The organism is Escherichia sp. MOD1-EC5433, from assembly GCF_002966005.1.
Classification (GTDB): domain Bacteria; phylum Pseudomonadota; class Gammaproteobacteria; order Enterobacterales; family Enterobacteriaceae; genus Escherichia; species Escherichia ruysiae.
In genome coordinates this window covers 789,275-807,292 of sequence record NZ_PTRL01000001.1, presented here as the reverse complement: position 1 = coordinate 807,292, position 18,018 = coordinate 789,275, and the positions used below count along the sequence as shown (strand labels likewise).

Sequence of the window (18,018 nt, the reverse complement as noted above, 5' to 3'; positions counted from 1 at the left end):
TCCTTATTTCAGCGGCGAGTTTTTACGCTCAATGCTGTAACGCTCGAGTTCTTTATACGGCACCACTTTGCTCTTCTTCTTACGCACATCGACCACGGTCATGCGGTCGGTACAGGAGTAGCAAGGGTCGAGGCTACCGATAATCAGCGGCGCATCAGAAACGGTGTTGCCGCGCAGCATGTAGCGCAGGGTCGGCCAGTTCGCGTAGGTCGCGGCACGGCAGCGCCAGCGGTACAGCTTCTGGTTGTCGCCGGTCATGCTCCAGTGGATATCATCGCCACGCGGCGCTTCGGCAAAGCCCAGCGCAAAACGGTGTGGAATGTAGGTGAATCCTTCCACCGCCAGCGGACCGCCTGGCAGGTTGTCCAGGCCGTAGTCAATCATATTGAGCGAGGTAAAGACTTCGTTGATACGCACTTTCAGGCGGGAAATAACGTCGCAGCCCTGCTCGCTGTGAACTTCCATCGGCAGCAGGCCATAACCAACAAACGGGTGATCGGCACGGGTATCACGAGCGTGGCCGCTGGCGCGAACCATCGGGCCAACGTTACTGAAATCGCGGGCGATTTCCGGGTCGAGGCGACCAATGCCGACGGTGCGCTGTTCCATGTTCGGTGTACTCAGCAGCACATCCACCAGCTCCTGTACTTCACGACGCATTTGCTGCGCCAGTTGACGGGTCTGGATCATGTCATCTTTCAGCAGATCGCGACGAATCCCGCCGATCAAGTTCAGACCGTAAGTTTTACGCGCCCCGGTGAGGATCTCCGCCATTTTCATGGAGGATTCGCGCACGCGGAAGAACTGCATAAAGCCGGAGTCAAAGCCGGTAAAGTGACAGGCGAGGCCGAGGTTGAGCAGATGCGAATGCAGGCGTTCCACCTCCAGCAGAATGGCGCGGATCATCTGCGCACGTTCTGGCACCTGAATACCCATCGCGTTTTCCACCGACGTGGTGTAGGCAGTGCTGTGAGCAAAGCCGCAGATCCCGCACACACGGTCAGAGAGGAAGGTCACTTCGTTGTAACCCATACGGGTTTCCGCCAGTTTTTCCATGCCGCGATGGACGTAGAACAGGCGGTAGTCGGCGTCGATAATATTTTCGCCATCGACGAACAGACGGAAGTGACCCGGTTCGTCAGAAGTGACATGCAGTGGACCAATCGGCACAACGTTGTTTTTCTTGTCGCCCAGTTCGTTGATGAACTCGTAGGTTTCAGCATCGGTGGTCGGTGCCGGACGCTGACGATAATCCATGCTGTCTTTACGCAGCGGATAAAGTTCATCCGGCCAGTCATCCGGCAGCACCAGACGACGCTCATCCGGCAGACCAACCGGAATCAAACCGTACATATCGCGCACTTCGCGCTCGCCCCACACCGCCGCCGGAACGCGCGGCGTCACGGACGGATACTCCGGTTTGTTGGCGTCAACTTCGACGCGAACCGTGATCCAACACTTGGTGCCCTTCTCCATCGACAGCACGTAGTAAACAGCGTAATGACCATTCAGTTTGCGTTCGTCGTTACCAAACAGTACCGACAGCCAGCCACCCTGCTTGTAGTAGAGGAACTCCACCACTTCCGGTAGATAGTTCACCTTTACGGTCACGGTCAGCTGATCTTTGGTCTGCCAGGCGTGATCCAGCACGACGCCCGGAAACGCCTCATTCAGCGCGGCGAGATAATGTTGACCTAATTTTTCTTCAGACATGCTCATACTCTCTTTAATCACGCCGCCAGCAAGGAGACGAACGCTAAAAATGCAAAGCCAAACCCAGCCCAGGTAATCCGCGGAGTAATATCAAGACGCAGACGGGCCATACTGTTTTCGAACAGCGCGATAACCAGGACGCCGACCACCAGTTTGACGATGGCAATCACCAGCGCCAGCACCAGCCCACCGACGGTGAAGGTTTCCATTTGTCCCCACGGAATAAACACCCCGACGAACATCTGCAACACCACCAGCTGTTTCAGGCTGATACCCCATTTCATGACGCCAAAGCCGCTGCCGCTATACTCAGAGAGCGGACCTTCCTGCAACTCCTGCTCGGCTTCCGCAAGGTCGAACGGCAGTTTGCCCATTTCGATAAAGGTGGCGAATGCGCAGGCACAGAGTGCCAGCACCAGCGGGATGCTCTGGCTCAGAGGCCAGTGATAAACGGTGTCGGTGATGTTGCTGATGTTGGTGGAACCGGCAACCTGCGCCGCAACCCACAGACCAAGCAGCAGCATCGGTTCGACCAGCACGCCAAGCATCGCTTCACGACTCGCGCCGATAGCGGTAAACGGGCTACCGGTATCCAGACCGGAAATGGCAAAGAAGAAACGCGCAATGGCGAAGAGATACAGCAAGGTGATCAAATCGCCCAGTTGCGGCAGCGGAGAACCGACGGTCACCACCGGCAGCGCAGTAGCGATAGTCAACATTACGCCCACCATCACATACGGCGTCAGGCGGAACACCCAGCCGGAGGCATCCGGGCCAACGCTCTGGCGACCCAGCAGTTTGATAATGTCGCGATACTCCTGCAACACGCCCGGCCCGCGACGGTTATGCAGACGGGCGCGCGCCACGCGGGTAATACCGGAGAGCAGCGGCGCAACGGCAAATAACACCAGCGCCTGAATTAACGGATATAAAACACTCATTCTCAGGCTCCTCGTGAAACAATAATCACCACCAGTACCGCCAGTTCAACCAGCGCCATCCGGCGGAACAGCAACGCACTCCCCTCGCACTGCCAGCCCGGCACCAGCGACACCGGATTCAGCACTTTGCGCAGTTTCAGCACCGGCGCAAACGCCTGTTTAACCGGCATGGCAAAACCGTGAGCGGTAATCACCATTGATTTTTCGTGGTCGTAGCCGCACACCCAGGCCGCGCCACGGGAACGTGACGGCAGACGGTCGCCTTTGCAAATCGCCATAATGATGAATGGCAGCAGCGGGCAGGCAATCAGCAGCAGGGTGATCATTGGTTGAGAAACGGTGGTGTTAGCAGGCTCCAGCGGCAGAGGCACCGCAGCAGACAGCATCGGCAGCAGCCACGGCGCAGCAACACCGCCAATTACGCAGCAAATCGCCAGTGCCACTACGCTTACGCTCATCAGGAGCGGCGCACAGGTGGCGTTTTCGGCTTCTTTGGTACGCGGCGCGCCAAGGAACGTAACGCCATAGACTTTCGCCATACACATCACCGCCAGCGCACCGGTAATGGCCAGCCCCACGGCGAGCAGCGGTCCCAGCAGACGGGCAACGAAGGTGCCGCTATTGCTCAGTTTGAAGAAGGATTGATAAATAACCCATTCCCCGGCAAACCCGTTCAGCGGCGGCAGCGCAGCCATTGCCATCAGCCCGACTAACATGGCGATGGAGATAACCGGCATTTTCTTGCCAATGCCGCCGAGTTTTTCGATATCGCGATGACCAGTACGGAACCAGACGCTACCCGCACCGAGGAACAGTACGCTTTTGAACAGGCTATGGTTAAGCAGATGGTACAGACCACCGACCAGGCCAAGAGCAATCAGCGCCGGTTGTTCGAGCGCGATACCCGTTACGCCAGCGCCCAGCCCCAGCAGGATGATGCCGATATTTTCCAGGGTGTGGTAAGCCAGCAGACGCTGGATGTTGTGTTCCATCAGCGCATACAGACCACCGACGAACGCGGTGATCATGCCGAGCACCAGCAGCGCAATTCCCCACCACAGCGGCGCATTACCGCCCAGCAGCGACAGGGTTAAAATGCCCAGCAGGCCAATTTTCATCACCACCGTGGAAAACAGCGCCGCAGCAGGCGCTGAGGCGTTAGCATGAGCCTGCGGCACCCAGCCGTGCAGCGGGATAATCCCGGCCAGCAGGCCAAAACCAATCACACCGAGCAGCCAGATATCGGAACCGAGCGGCAGTTGTTGTACGCGCATATCCAGCAGGCGCAGATCCAGCGTGCCGTAACGCTGCCAGACCAGCCAGCAGGCTATCGCCAGCAGCAAAGTACCGAGGCGCCCCAGCACAAACCACAGTTTGCCCTCTTTGCTGTTGCTAGTGAGAAACACCGCGCACAGAGCCATGATTTCTGCCATTACCACTAACATGCCCAGATTGCTGGCGATAACGGCGCACACGGCGGCAGCCATCAGCATATTGATCTGCAAGCCGTTGCATTTCACCTGCGCGTGGCGATGCCAGTCAATGTTGTAGAGGCTGACAAACAGGCCGCACAGGCCGAGGGTAATCAACCAAATCGCGTTAAGCGGGGAGATTTGGATATCAAAACTCACCAGTGACAGCGTACCGCTCACGCCGACCGCCCCTGTCAGCACGGTGAAACCTGCTGCTGCCGTGTACACGCTACCAACCGCGCCGCCAATCCCGGCGACCCAGCCGCTTAGCGCCTTATGAAAAGAAAAGAGAAATGCCAGAACAGCGGCGGCGACAAACCACGCAACGCCGCTATTGATCAGGGAAATTGCGCTCATTTAGCCTCTCCACTTTGAGCCTGCTGAAACAAGGTGAGATCGCCAAAATCGGTGTTAAAAGTCAGCTCACGCTTACGTTTGCTGACGCGGGCGATATCGGTGTTATCCACCAGATGCAGGGCTTTGGTTGGGCACATCCGCACGCAGGCCGGACCTTGTTCATCAAAACTGCAAAGGTCACATTTGACGGCGATCGCGCGAATACCTGGCACCCAGTCAAGCAGCGTACTGATACGCGCCGGAGCAGGCGGTGCCGGTGGTGCTTTCGGGGTATTGGCGTTTGCCGGAATATCCAGCGGACGGCTGCCGGAAAATTCAATTGCGCCAAACGGGCAGGCGATGCCGCACAGTTTGCAGCTTACGCACAAGCTTTCATTCAACTGCACGGCACCATCAACGCGCTCGATGGCGTTAACCGGGCAGACCACCGCACAGGGCGCATCTTCACAGTGGTGACAGAGCTGCGGTGCAGATTCTTTTTCATTTAGCATCACTCGCAGGCGCGGCATGGATTGCAGGCCGTGCTGCCGATGCGTCTCTGAACAGGCGGCCTCACAGGTGTGACAGCCGATACAGAGCGTGGAGTCAGCAATTACAAAACGATTCACCAGGCATTCCTCAGGTGATTGTCATTTTTGACGAAAACATGCCGATGAAATGTCATTTTCGACACTCATCGACACGCCCATCCCCAAACAGGCATGACGCCTGCAAAACGGGCAAAGCCTCAGCTCATGCTGCCGAGCTTTGTCCCTCTACCAGTTGGCTTAAATTCACCGGGGTATTGTTTTCAATGGCGGTGTATAAGCTGTCGTAAACGCCGGCGATTTTTTCGAGATAGTGTTCCAGCACTTGTTCGCGATTACGGATGTTGACCTTGCCATCAATCATGCCGTCACTGCTCAACTGAGCCAGTGCAATCCGCTGCTTATCTTCGCCGTCTTTCGTTTCGACGTAGTACTCGATGGTATGGCTGTTAAAACCATCCGCCAGGGTGACGTAAATTCGAAAATGTTCAAAAAGAACGAAACAGAGCTCTTTATCTGGCGCGCAGCTCATCGCGTGATGCAAACGCGCTTTTGATAACGTGATCCCCTGAACCAGCGAATTGCAATAGATATGCCACTGGTCCTGTAGGCGACGATGCCGCTGTGCGATGTAATCGGCTTTCTCGCTTATTTCCCAAATAGTCATTGTCAGGTTACCCGTTTAACAGAGATGCCTGCCCTTAAGCATTTTCTGTGCCAATTTTTAATTCATTGTTATTTAGGTGATTTTTATGATTTCACTGAATTTCGACGCCGTGTCGACGTGTCATTTCGACATCATCGACATTATTCACCGCAGGGATAATCAACACTGGCACAATTATTGCTTATAGCTGGCAATAGTTAATGGGAGGCGATATGCACGAAATAACCCTCTGCCAACGGGCACTGGAATTGATCGAACAACAGGCCGCAAAGCACGGCGCAAAACGCGTAACTGGGGTCTGGCTCAAAATTGGCGCATTTTCTTGTGTCGAAACCAGCTCTCTTGCCTTTTGTTTTGATCTGGTTTGCCGTGGCAGCGTGGCGGAAGGTTGTAAACTGCACCTCGAAGAACAAGAGGCCGAATGCTGGTGTGAAACATGCCAACAGTATGTGACGCTACTGACCCAGCGCGTCCGCCGCTGCCCACAGTGTCATGGCGACATGCTGCGCATTGTGGCAGACGACGGTTTACAGATTCGGCGGATAGAAATAGACCAGGAGTGAGCGATGTGTACAACATGCGGTTGCGGTGAAGGCAACCTGTATATCGAGGGTGATGAACATAACCCTCATTCCGCGTTTCGTAGCGCGCCTTTTGCCCCGGCAGCACGCCCGAAGATGAAAATCACCGGCATTAAAGCGCCTGAATTTACCCCCAGCCAGACCGAAGAAGGCGACCTGCATTACGGTCATGGTGAAGCAGGCACACACGCGCCGGGCATGAGCCAGCGCCGGATGCTGGAAGTCGAAATTGACGTACTGGACAAAAATAATCGCCTGGCTGAACGTAACCGCGCGCGTTTTGCTGCCCGTAATCAACTGGTGCTCAACCTGGTATCCAGCCCCGGTTCCGGTAAAACCACGCTGCTGACTGAAACCTTAATGCGCCTGAAAGACAGCGTTCCATGCGCGGTAATTGAAGGCGATCAGCAAACCGTAAACGATGCCGCACGTATTCGCGCTACCGGTACGCCAGCAATTCAGGTGAACACCGGTAAAGGCTGCCATCTCGATGCACAGATGATCGCCGACGCCGCGCCGCGCCTGCCACTGGACGATAACGGTATTCTGTTTATCGAAAACGTTGGCAACCTGGTGTGCCCGGCCAGCTTCGATCTGGGTGAGAAACATAAAGTGGCGGTGCTTTCCGTTACCGAAGGCGAAGACAAGCCGCTGAAATATCCGCATATGTTTGCCGCCGCCTCGCTGATGCTACTCAACAAAGTTGACCTGCTGCCGTATCTCAATTTCGACGTTGAGAAATGCATCGCCTGCGCCCGCGAAGTCAATCCAGAAATTGAAATCATCCTCATTTCTGCCACCAGCGGCGAAGGGATGGATCAGTGGCTGAACTGGCTGGAGACACAGCGATGTGCATAGGCGTTCCCGGCCAGATTCGCACCATTGACGGCAACCAGGCGAAAGTCGACGTCTGCGGCATTCAGCGCGATGTCGATTTAACGTTAGTCGGCAGCTGTGATGAAAACGGTCAGCCGCGCGTGGGTCAGTGGGTACTGGTTCACGTTGGCTTTGCCATGAGCGTAATTAATGAAGCCGAAGCGCGCGACACCCTCGACGCCTTACAAAATATGTTTGACGTTGAGCCGGATGTCGGTGCGCTGTTGTATGGCGAGGAAAAATAATGCGTTTTGTTGATGAATATCGCGCGCCGGAACAGGTGATGCAGTTAATTGAGCATCTGCGCGAACGTGCTTCACACCTCTCTTACACCGCCGAACGCCCTCTGCGTATTATGGAAGTGTGCGGCGGTCATACCCACGCCATTTTTAAATTCGGCCTCGATCAGTTACTGCCAGAAAACGTTGAGTTTATCCACGGTCCGGGCTGCCCGGTGTGCGTACTGCCGATGGGCAGAATCGACACCTGCGTGGAAATTGCCAGCCATCCGGAAGTGATTTTCTGTACCTTTGGCGACGCCATGCGCGTACCAGGAAAACAGGGGTCACTGTTGCAGGCAAAAGCACGCGGTGCCGATGTGCGCATCGTCTACTCGCCAATGGATGCGTTGAAACTGGCGCAGGAGAACCCAACCCGCAAAGTGGTGTTCTTCGGCTTAGGGTTTGAAACCACCATGCCGACCACCGCCATCACCCTGCAACAGGCGAAAGCCCGCGATGTGCAGAACTTTTACTTCTTCTGCCAGCACATTACGCTTATCCCCACGCTGCGCAGTTTGCTGGAACAACCGGACAATGGCATTGATGCGTTCCTCGCGCCGGGCCACGTCAGTATGGTTATCGGCACCGACGCCTATAATTTTATCGCCAGCGATTTTAATCGTCCGCTGGTGGTCGCTGGTTTCGAACCACTTGATCTACTACAAGGCGTGGTGATGCTGGTAGAGCAGAAAATAGCGGCCCACAGCAAAGTAGAGAATCAGTACCGTAGGGTGGTGCCTGACGCAGGTAACCTGCTGGCGCAACAGGCGATAGCCGACGTGTTCTGTGTTAACGGCGATAGCGAATGGCGTGGCCTTGGGGTGATCGAATCATCTGGCGTGCATCTGACGCCGGATTATCAGCGATTTGACGCTGAAGCGCATTTCCGCCCGGCACCGCAGCAGGTTTGCGATGATCCACGCGCGCGCTGTGGCGAAGTATTGACGGGCAAATGTAAGCCGCATCAATGCCCGCTGTTTGGTAACACCTGTAATCCTCAAACCGCATTCGGCGCGCTGATGGTCTCCTCTGAAGGAGCGTGCGCTGCGTGGTATCAGTATCGTCAGCAGGAGAGTGAAGCGTGAATAATATCCAACTCGCCCACGGCAGCGGCGGCCAGGCGATGCAGCAATTAATCAACAGCCTGTTTATGGAAGCCTTTGCGAATCCGTGGCTGGCTGAGCAGGAAGATCAAGCGCGTCTTGATCTGGCGCAACTGGTGGCGGAAGGCGACCGTCTGGCCTTTTCCACCGACAGCTACGTCATTGACCCGCTATTCTTTCCTGGTGGCAATATTGGCAAGCTGGCGATTTGCGGCACGGCGAATGACGTGGCGGTCAGCGGTGCAATTCCACGCTATCTCTCCTGTGGATTTATCCTTGAAGAAGGATTGCCGATGGAGACGCTGAAAGCAGTGGTCACCAGCATGGCTGAAACTGCCCGTGCGGCTGGCATCGCCATCGTTACTGGCGATACAAAAGTGGTGCAGCGTGGAGCGGCAGATAAACTGTTTATCAACACCGCAGGCATGGGCGCGATCCCGACAAATATTCACTGGGGCGCACAAACCCTGACCGCAGGCGATGTATTGCTGGTTAGCGGTACACTCGGCGACCACGGTGCGACTATCCTTAACTTGCGCGAACAACTGGGGCTGGATGGCGAACTGGTCAGCGACTGCGCGGTGCTGACGCCGCTGATTCAGACGCTGCGAGACATTCCCGGCGTGAAGGCGCTGCGCGATGCCACGCGCGGTGGGGTGAACGCGGTGGTTCATGAGTTCGCGGCAGCCTGCGGTTGCGGTATTGAGCTTTCAGAAGCTGCGCTACCGGTTAAACCTGCTGTGCGCGGCGTTTGTGAGCTGCTGGGGCTGGACGCCCTCAACTTTGCCAATGAAGGTAAGCTGGTGATTGCCGTAGAGCGTAATGCGGCTGAGCAAGTGTTGGCGGCGCTGCATTCCCATCCACTAGGACAGGATGCAGCGTTAATTGGCGAAGTGGTGGAGCGTAAAGGTGTTCGTCTCGCAGGGCTTTATGGCGTGAAACGAACTCTCGATCTACCTCACGCCGAACCGCTGCCTCGTATATGCTAATAAAAATCTAAAGCTCCTATAATTTGTCATTTACCTTTTGCACCGCTTAGCGGTGCTTTCCTGGAAGAACAACATGTCGTATACACCGATGAGTGATCTCGGGCAACAAGGGTTGTTCGACATCACTCGGACACTATTGCAGCAGCCCGATCTGGCCTCGCTGTGTGAGGCTCTTTCGCAACTGGTAAAGCGTTCTGCGCTCGCCGACAACGCGGCGATTGTGTTGTGGCAAGCGCAGACTCAACGTGCGACTTATTACGCGTCGCGTGACAAAGATACCCCCATAAAATACGAAGACGAAACCGTTCTGGCGCATGGGCCGGTGCGTAGCATTTTGTCGCGTCCTGATACGCTGCATTGCAGCTACGAAGAATTTTGTGAAACCTGGCCGCAACTGGCCACAAGCGGGCTATACCCTAAATTTGGTCACTATTGCCTGATGCCACAGGCAGCGGAAGGACATATTTTTGGCGGCTGTGAATTTATTCGTTATGACGATCGCCCGTGGAGCGAAAAAGAGTTCAATCGCCTGCAAACCTTTACGCAGATTGTTTCTGTTGTCACCGAGCAAATTCAGAGCCGCATCATCAACAATGTCGACTACGAACTGTTATGTCGGGAACGGGATAACTTCCGCATTCTGGTCGCCATCACCAATGCGGTACTCTCCCGCCTGGATATGGACGAACTGGTCAGCGAAGTGGCGAAAGAGATCCACTACTACTTCGATATCGACGATATCAGTATCGTTTTACGTAGTCACCGCAAAAACAAACTCAACGTCTACTCCACTCACTATCTCGATAAACAGCATCCCACTCACGAACAGAGTGAAGTTGATGAGGCCGGAACCCTCACCGAGCGCGTATTTAAAAGCAAAGAGATGCTGCTGATTAATCTCCACGAGCGGGATGATTTAGCCCCCTACGAACGCATGTTGTTTGATACCTGGGGCAACCAGATCCAGACGCTGTGCCTGCTGCCGTTGATGTCTGGCAATACCATGCTGGGAGTGCTGAAACTGGCACAGTGCGAAGAGAAAACGTTTACCACCACCAACCTGAGTTTGCTGCGCCAGATTGCCGAACGAGTGGCAATCGCCGTCGATAATGCCCTCGCCTACCAGGAAATCCACCGTCTGAAAGAGCGGCTGGTTGATGAAAACCTCGCCCTGACTGAACAACTCAACAATGTGGATAGTGAGTTTGGCGAGATTATTGGTCGCAGCGAAAGCATGTACAGCGTGCTCAAACAGGTTGAGATGGTGGCGCAAAGCGACAGTACCGTACTCATTCTTGGTGAAACTGGCACAGGAAAAGAGCTAATCGCCCGCGCAATTCACAATCTGAGTGGGCGTAACAATCGTCGCATGGTGAAAATGAACTGCGCGGCGATGCCTGCAGGATTACTGGAAAGCGATCTGTTTGGTCATGAACGTGGTGCCTTTACTGGTGCCAGCGCACAGCGCATCGGTCGTTTTGAACTGGCGGATAAAAGCTCGCTGTTCCTCGATGAAGTGGGTGATATGCCACTGGAGTTACAGCCGAAGTTGCTGCGCGTATTGCAGGAGCAGGAGTTTGAACGCCTCGGCAGCAACAAAATCATTCAGACAGACGTGCGTTTAATCGCCGCAACTAATCGCGATCTGAAAAAAATGGTCGCCGACCGCGAGTTCCGTAGCGATCTCTATTACCGCCTGAACGTCTTCCCGATCCACCTGCCGCCGTTACGCGAGCGCCCGGAAGATATTCCGCTGCTGGCGAAAGCCTTTACCTTCAAAATTGCCCGCCGACTGGGGCGCAATATCGACAGCATTCCTGCCGAGACGCTGCGCATATTGAGCAACATGGAATGGCCGGGTAACGTGCGCGAACTGGAAAATGTTATTGAGCGTGCGGTACTGCTAACTCGCGGTAATGTTCTACAACTCTCTTTACCCGATATCTCACTGCCAGAACCTGAAACGCCGCCTGCTGCAACGGTCGTCGCTCAGGAAGGCGAAGATGAATATCAACTGATTGTTCGCGTATTAAAAGAGACGAACGGCGTAGTCGCGGGTCCGAAAGGCGCTGCGCAACGTCTGGGGCTAAAACGCACGACCCTGCTGTCACGGATGAAACGGCTGGGAATTGATAAAGCAGCGTTGGTTTAATTGTCTGGAGTGCCGGACAGGAAGATCTATCCGGCACGCTATTCACGTGGTTTCTTCGGACGATATTTTTCCGGCAATTCCGGCACCGGACGCTTATCATCAATCAGATGACGCACGGTTAAGATCGGATGACGCCACAGCATTCGCGGCCCTGCCCAACGCATAATCTGCTTCATCTCCTCACGCTTCGCAGGCTGATAACAGTGCACCGGACACTGCTTACAGGCCGGTTTCTCTTCGCCAAACACACATTTATCCAGCCGCTTTTGCGCGTAAGCAAACAGCGCATCGTAATGCCCCGGCTCCGCTGACGCCTGCGGGCATTGCGCTTGATAAAGATCGATCATTCTTTTAATCGTCAGTTTTTCACGAGAGATACGCTTGCCGGACATGCTGCCTCCATACTCTTAAGGTGCATTTATATTACAACTTAAATTTAAAGGGGACTATGGCTCTGAAGGAAGAGATTTCTTCAACCAGGCAATGTTGCGCCCCTTCTTCACAGTCAACAAGCAAACGCTGCAAAACAGCATTTTTACCGGAACCGACATCAAGAACTCACCTTTCGCGTCTTCCCCTGAAATGATTAACTCCGGTATCATGTGCGCCTTATGTGATTACAACGAAAATAAAAACCATCACACTACATTTAACATCAGGGAACCGGATCTAACTCCATGAGTGTAATAGAAAATTTCGACGCCCATACTCCGATGATGCAGCAGTACCTCAAGCTGAAAGCCCAGCATCCTGAGATCCTGCTGTTCTACCGGATGGGTGACTTTTACGAGCTGTTTTATGACGACGCAAAACGAGCGTCGCAGCTGCTGGATATTTCACTGACTAAACGCGGCGCATCTGCGGGCGAGCCGATCCCGATGGCGGGTATTCCCTACCATGCAGTGGAAAACTATCTCGCCAAACTGGTGAATCAAGGTGAGTCGGTTGCGATTTGTGAACAAATCGGCGATCCGGCTACCAGCAAAGGGCCGGTTGAGCGCAAAGTTGTCCGTATCGTCACGCCGGGCACGATCAGCGATGAAGCCCTGCTACAGGAGCGTCAGGACAATCTGCTGGCGGCTATCTGGCAGGACAGCAAAGGTTTCGGTTACGCGACGCTGGATATCAGCTCCGGCCGTTTTCGTCTGAGCGAACCGGCTGACCGCGAAACGATGGCGGCAGAACTGCAACGCACCAATCCGGCGGAACTGCTTTATGCAGAAGATTTCGCCGAGATGTCGTTAATTGAAGGTCGTCGCGGCCTGCGCCGTCGTCCGCTGTGGGAGTTTGAAATCGACACCGCGCGCCAGCAGTTGAACCTGCAATTTGGCACCCGCGATCTTGTCGGTTTTGGCGTCGAGAACGCGCCTCGCGGGCTTTGTGCTGCCGGTTGCCTGTTACAGTATGCGAAAGATACCCAACGCACGACCCTGCCGCATATTCGTTCTATCACTATGGAACGTGAGCAGGACAGCATCATTATGGATGCTGCGACACGTCGTAACCTGGAAATTACCCAGAATCTGGCGGGCGGTGCGGAAAATACATTGGCTTCCGTGCTCGATTGCACCGTCACACCGATGGGTAGCCGTATGCTGAAACGCTGGCTGCATATGCCGGTGCGCGACACCCGTGTGTTGCTTGAGCGTCAGCAAACTATTGGCGCATTGCAGGATTTCACCGCCGAGTTACAGCCGGTACTACGGCAGGTCGGCGATCTGGAGCGTATTCTGGCACGCCTGGCGTTACGCACTGCTCGCCCGCGCGATCTGGCTCGTATGCGCCATGCCTTCCAGCAACTGCCGGAACTGCGCGCACAGTTAGAAAATATCGATAGTGCACCAGTACAGGCACTGCGTGAGAAAATGGGCGAGTTTGCCGAGCTGCGTGACCTGCTGGAGCGGGCAATTATCGAGACACCGCCAGTGCTGGTACGCGACGGTGGCGTCATCGCTCCAGGCTATAACGAAGAACTGGATGAGTGGCGTGCGCTGGCTGACGGTGCGACCGATTATCTGGAGCGTCTGGAAATCCGCGAGCGTGAACGTACCGGTCTGGACACGCTGAAAGTCGGCTTTAATGCGGTGCACGGCTACTACATTCAAATCAGCCGTGGGCAAAGCCATCTGGCGCCAATCAACTATATGCGCCGCCAGACGCTGAAAAACGCCGAACGTTACATTATTCCGGAGCTGAAAGAGTACGAAGACAAAGTACTGACTTCAAAAGGTAAAGCACTGACGCTGGAAAAACAGCTTTATGAAGAGCTGTTCGACCTGCTGTTGCCGCATCTGGAAGCGTTACAACAGAGTGCGAGCGCGCTGGCAGAACTGGACGTACTGGTAAATCTGGCGGAACGCGCATATACCCTGAACTACACCTGCCCGACCTTTATCGATAAACCCGGCATTCGCATTACCGAAGGTCGCCATCCGGTGGTTGAACAGGTGCTGAATGAGCCGTTTATCGCTAACCCGCTAAATCTGTCGCCTCAGCGTCGCATGTTGATCATCACCGGTCCGAACATGGGTGGTAAAAGTACCTATATGCGCCAGACCGCGTTGATTGCGCTGATGGCGTATATTGGCAGTTACGTACCGGCACAAAAAGTCGAGATTGGACCGATCGATCGCATATTCACCCGTGTTGGCGCAGCGGATGATCTGGCTTCCGGACGTTCAACCTTTATGGTGGAGATGACCGAAACCGCTAATATTCTGCATAACGCCACCGAGTACAGTCTGGTGTTGATGGATGAGATTGGGCGCGGGACGTCCACTTACGATGGCCTGTCGCTGGCGTGGGCATGTGCGGAAAATCTGGCGAATAAAATTAAAGCGTTGACGCTGTTTGCTACCCATTACTTCGAGCTGACTCAACTGCCGGAGAAAATGGAAGGCGTCGCCAACGTGCATCTCGATGCGCTGGAGCACGGAGACACTATCGCCTTTATGCACAGCGTACAGGACGGCGCGGCGAGTAAGAGTTACGGTCTGGCGGTTGCTGCGCTGGCAGGTGTACCGAAAGAGGTGATCAAACGTGCGCGACAGAAACTGCGTGAGCTGGAAAGCATTTCGCCGAATGCTGCCGCTACACAGGTAGATGGTACGCAAATGTCGCTACTTTCTGTGCCGGAAGAAACCTCGCCAGCGGTCGAAGCACTGGAAAATCTCGATCCAGATTCTCTGACTCCGCGTCAGGCGCTGGAGTGGATTTATCGGTTGAAGAGTCTGGTGTAAAAATAATTCCCGATAGTCTTTTACTATCGGGAATATTAATGACAACTGGCGAATCTAATAAAAATACCCTGTATAATAGTAGAGATTATTTTACAGGGTAAAATCATGCCATCAACACGCTATCAAAAAATTGATGCTCATCACTACCGCCATATATGGGCTGTTGGTGATATTCATGGTGACCATCAATTATTAAAATCCCGTTTGCATGAATTATCTTTTTGTCACGAAACAGACTTACTTATTTCCACAGGCGATAATATTGATCGTGGGTCGGAAAGTCTTAACGTGCTACGCCTGTTAAACCAGCCCTGGTTTACCTCCGTGAAAGGCAACCACGAAGCGATGGCGCTTAATGCATTCGCAACCGGTGATGGCAATATGTGGTTAGCCAGCGGCGGCGACTGGTTTTTTGATTTAAATGATTCAGAGCAAAAAGAAGCAATAGATCTGTTGCTGAGATTTCATCATCTCCCGCATATTATCGAATTGAGTAACGATATTATAAAATATGTCATCGCACATGCAGATTATCCGGGTAATGAATATCAATTTGGCAAAGAAATCGCGGAAAGCGAATTACTCTGGCCTGTTGATCGCGTGCAGAAGTCGCTTAATGGCGAGTTACAAAAAATAAACGGTGCTGATTATTTTATATTTGGACATATGATGTTTGATAACATTCAGACATTCGCTAACCAGATTTATATTGATACCGGATCGCCGAAAAGCGGACGGTTATCGTTTTATAAAATTAAATAGTTAATCCAGTCAGGATAAGGATCAGCTCTGGTTCAGATCCGCTATTGCCAATATCGGTCATGAATTTCTTCATAAAGACATCGGGGTTCGCACACCAGTTTACTGTCAGAAGTCGGCGTCACCATCAACGCTATTCAGGACGGATCATACAAAAGAAAAAGGCCAGCCTCACTTGAGACTGGCCTTTCTGACAGATGCTTGCTTATTCGCGGAACAGCGCCTCGATATTCAGCCCCTGAGTCTGCAAAATCTCACGCAGACGGCGCAGGCCTTCAACCTGAATCTGGCGAACACGTTCACGAGTGAGGCCAATTTCACGACCTACATCTTCCAGTGTTGCCGCTTCGTACCCCAGCAAACCGAATCGACGTGCCAGCACTTCACGCTGTTTGGCGTTCAGCTCGAACAGCCATTTGACGATGCTCTGTTTCATATCGTCATCTTGCGTGGTGTCTTCCGGACCGTTCTCTTTTTCATCGGCCAGAATGTCCAGCAACGCTTTTTCGGAATCACCGCCCAGAGGGGTGTCTACCGAGGTAATGCGCTCGTTAAGACGAAGCATACGGCTGACGTCATCAACTGGCTTATCCAGTTGCTCTGCGATCTCTTCCGCACTCGGTTCGTGATCCAGCTTATGGGACAACTCACGTGCGGTTCGCAGGTAAACGTTCAGCTCCTTTACGATGTGAATCGGCAAACGAATAGTACGGGTTTGGTTCATAATCGCCCGTTCGATCGTCTGACGAATCCACCATGTTGCGTATGTTGAGAAGCGGAAACCACGTTCCGGGTCAAACTTCTCAACCGCGCGGATCAGCCCCAGGTTGCCCTCTTCGATAAGATCCAGCAAAGCCAGACCACGATTGCCATAACGGCGGGCAATTTTTACCACCAGACGTAAGTTACTCTCAATCATCCGGCGGCGGGAGGCAACATCTCCACGCAGTGCGCGACGCGCAAAATAAACTTCTTCTTCGGCCAAATCGTTATCACTGGGTTCCTCTTCTACTAAGGCCTTTTCGTCAAAAACCTCAACTCCGTTCTCATCAAATTCCGCATCTTCATTTAAATCATGAACTTTCAGCGTATTCTGACTCATAAGGTGGCTCCTACCCGTGATCCCTTGACGGAACGCTCAAGCAACAGCCTGGTTCCGCCGAATTATCGCTGCGGTAAATAACGCAGCGGGTTTACGGATTTCCCCTTGTAACGAATTTCAAAATGCAATCGTGTTGAACTGGTTCCGGTGCTACCCATGGTTGCTATTTTTTGCCCCGCCTTCACTTCTTGTTGTTCCCGGACCAGCATTGTGTCGTTATGGGCGTAGGCACTCAGGTAATCATCATTATGTTTGATGATAATCAGATTACCGTAACCGCGCAGCGCATTACCGGCATAAACAACGCGGCCATCTGCGGTCGCGGTAATTGCCTGTCCTTTGCTACCTGCGATATCAATCCCCTTGTTGCCCCCCTCAGAAGCGCCAAAGGTTTCAATCACTTTGCCCTCAGTTGGCCAGCGCCAGGTGGAGATAGGCGTACTGGTCGATGTACTGCTGACAGTCGGCTCGGTTGTGCTTGCTGTTGGCACCGTTACAGGCGCTGTGACCGTGGTCGCAGTTGGCTTGTTGTTCGGCAACATTTTGTTAGCACTCTGTTCACCCGAAGACTCAGAATACGTAATTGTCGGTTTCGACGCAACAGCAACGGTGGAATTTTGTGCAGGCTTGATCACAACTCCTTGCTCTGCTGCATCCGCCTGGGTAATAGCATTTCCGCCAGTAATTGGCGTACCGGAGGCGTTGCCAACCTGTAAGGTCTGACCGACGTTCAACGCGTATGGTGCCTGAATATTATTGCGTTGGGCGAGATCGCGGAAATCGTTGCCAGTGATCCAGGCAATATAGAAAAGTGTGTCGCCTTTTTTCACGGTATAGGTACTACCGCTATAACTGCCTTTCGGAATATTCCCGTACTGACGGTTGTAGACGATACGCCCATTTTCCATTTGCACCGGTTGCTGAGCGACAGGCTGTACCGGCTGGATTTGTGGTTGTTGCGTAGATTGAATTTGTGGCTGCTGTACCGGCTGAATTTGCGGTTGCTGCGCTGTAGATGTCGTTCCCATTTTCGGCGGCGGCGTAATCAGCATACCTGAATTGGTATTTGCCGGCGCATTGCCATTAACGGAACTAACTGGTGCCGGTGGATTCGATGTGTCAGAACAGCCAGCCAGCCATAGCGAAACCAGTGACAAAGCCGCAATACGGCGAACGGTGAATTTTGGGCTTCCCGCGCTCATTTATCCCCCAGGAAAAATTGATTAATAACCAGTGACATAATTACCGTGCAAGGCACC

General features: G+C 53.6%; 16 protein-coding genes. 8 read left to right on the top strand and 8 right to left on the bottom strand.

Going from position 1 to position 18,018, the window contains the following annotated elements:
* Nucleotides 1-3: 3 nt before the first annotated feature.
* The 5 genes from hycE to hycA all read right to left on the bottom strand — a co-directional run bounded on the left by hycE (nt 4) and on the right by hycA (nt 5,677).
* Entirely contained in the window at nt 4-1,713 is a 1,710-nt protein-coding gene (gene hycE, locus C3D30_RS04005; protein WP_001288118.1) for a formate hydrogenlyase subunit HycE, read from the bottom strand.
* Between the two features lie 17 nt (nt 1,714-1,730).
* A complete protein-coding gene (gene hycD, locus C3D30_RS04000; protein ID WP_105285688.1) occupies nt 1,731-2,654 on the bottom strand; it encodes a formate hydrogenlyase subunit HycD in 924 nt (307 codons plus the stop codon).
* 2 nt (nt 2,655-2,656) lie between these two features.
* Entirely contained in the window at nt 2,657-4,483 is a 1,827-nt protein-coding gene (gene hycC, locus C3D30_RS03995) for a formate hydrogenlyase subunit 3 (protein WP_016159606.1), read from the bottom strand.
* Nucleotides 4,480-5,091, bottom strand: a complete 612-nt coding sequence (gene hycB, locus C3D30_RS03990; protein WP_105286497.1) for a formate hydrogenlyase subunit HycB — start codon at nt 5,089-5,091, stop codon at nt 4,480-4,482. The genes hycC and hycB overlap by 4 nt, the downstream gene beginning before the upstream one ends.
* Nucleotides 5,092-5,215: 124 nt before the next feature.
* Nucleotides 5,216-5,677, bottom strand: coding sequence for a formate hydrogenlyase regulator HycA (hycA, locus tag C3D30_RS03985; protein WP_000158052.1), 462 nt, complete (start codon nt 5,675-5,677; stop codon nt 5,216-5,218).
* Nucleotides 5,678-5,889: 212 nt separating this feature from the next.
* On the opposite strand from hycA, the gene hypA reads away from it, so the two are divergent.
* From hypA to flhA, 6 genes are all read left to right on the top strand, one after another.
* Complete coding sequence (gene hypA, locus C3D30_RS03980) at nt 5,890-6,240, top strand: hydrogenase maturation nickel metallochaperone HypA (protein ID WP_001516945.1); 351 nt, start codon at nt 5,890-5,892, stop codon at nt 6,238-6,240.
* Nucleotides 6,241-6,243: 3 nt separating this feature from the next.
* Entirely contained in the window at nt 6,244-7,116 is an 873-nt protein-coding gene (gene hypB, locus C3D30_RS03975) for a hydrogenase nickel incorporation protein HypB (RefSeq protein WP_000337678.1), read from the top strand.
* Entirely contained in the window at nt 7,107-7,379 is a 273-nt protein-coding gene (hypC, locus tag C3D30_RS03970; RefSeq protein ID WP_000334881.1) for a hydrogenase 3 maturation protein HypC, read from the top strand. The genes hypB and hypC overlap by 10 nt, the downstream gene beginning before the upstream one ends.
* The gene (hypD, locus tag C3D30_RS03965; RefSeq protein ID WP_001212986.1) at nt 7,379-8,500 is read left to right on the top strand and encodes a hydrogenase formation protein HypD; all 1,122 of its coding nucleotides are present in this window, start codon (nt 7,379-7,381) and stop codon (nt 8,498-8,500) included. Before hypC ends, hypD begins: the two co-directional genes overlap by 1 nt.
* Nucleotides 8,497-9,507: a hydrogenase maturation carbamoyl dehydratase HypE gene (gene hypE, locus C3D30_RS03960; RefSeq protein ID WP_021551282.1), complete on the top strand. Its 1,011-nt coding sequence runs from the start codon at nt 8,497-8,499 to the stop codon at nt 9,505-9,507. The genes hypD and hypE overlap by 4 nt, the downstream gene beginning before the upstream one ends.
* 73 nt (nt 9,508-9,580) lie before the next feature.
* Nucleotides 9,581-11,659: a formate hydrogenlyase transcriptional activator FlhA gene (gene flhA / locus C3D30_RS03955; protein ID WP_016159610.1), complete on the top strand. Its 2,079-nt coding sequence runs from the start codon at nt 9,581-9,583 to the stop codon at nt 11,657-11,659.
* 38 nt (nt 11,660-11,697) lie between these two features.
* Here the strand turns inward: flhA and C3D30_RS03950 are convergent, their stop codons facing one another.
* Nucleotides 11,698-12,051 carry a nitrous oxide-stimulated promoter family protein gene (locus tag C3D30_RS03950; RefSeq protein WP_000015504.1) on the bottom strand — a complete coding sequence of 118 codons (354 nt, stop codon included), beginning with the start codon at nt 12,049-12,051 and terminating at the stop codon, nt 11,698-11,700.
* Nucleotides 12,052-12,336: 285 nt separating this feature from the next.
* Here C3D30_RS03950 and mutS point away from each other — a divergent pair, with 285 nt between their 5' ends.
* The gene (mutS, locus tag C3D30_RS03945; protein ID WP_000110912.1) at nt 12,337-14,898 is read left to right on the top strand and encodes a DNA mismatch repair protein MutS; all 2,562 of its coding nucleotides are present in this window, start codon (nt 12,337-12,339) and stop codon (nt 14,896-14,898) included.
* Nucleotides 14,899-15,003: 105 nt separating this feature from the next.
* Nucleotides 15,004-15,660 (top strand): protein-serine/threonine phosphatase, encoded by a 657-nt coding sequence (gene pphB, locus C3D30_RS03940; protein ID WP_105286496.1) that lies wholly within the window; start codon nt 15,004-15,006, stop codon nt 15,658-15,660.
* A 202-nt stretch (nt 15,661-15,862) separates the two neighbouring features.
* Here pphB and rpoS read toward each other — a convergent pair whose 3' ends face one another.
* Nucleotides 15,863-16,759 carry an RNA polymerase sigma factor RpoS gene (gene rpoS / locus C3D30_RS03935; protein WP_000081585.1) on the bottom strand — a complete coding sequence of 299 codons (897 nt, stop codon included), beginning with the start codon at nt 16,757-16,759 and terminating at the stop codon, nt 15,863-15,865.
* Between the two features lie 62 nt (nt 16,760-16,821).
* Nucleotides 16,822-17,961: a murein hydrolase activator NlpD gene (gene nlpD / locus C3D30_RS03930; protein ID WP_001272603.1), complete on the bottom strand. Its 1,140-nt coding sequence runs from the start codon at nt 17,959-17,961 to the stop codon at nt 16,822-16,824.
* Nucleotides 17,962-18,018: the final 57 nt, after the last annotated feature.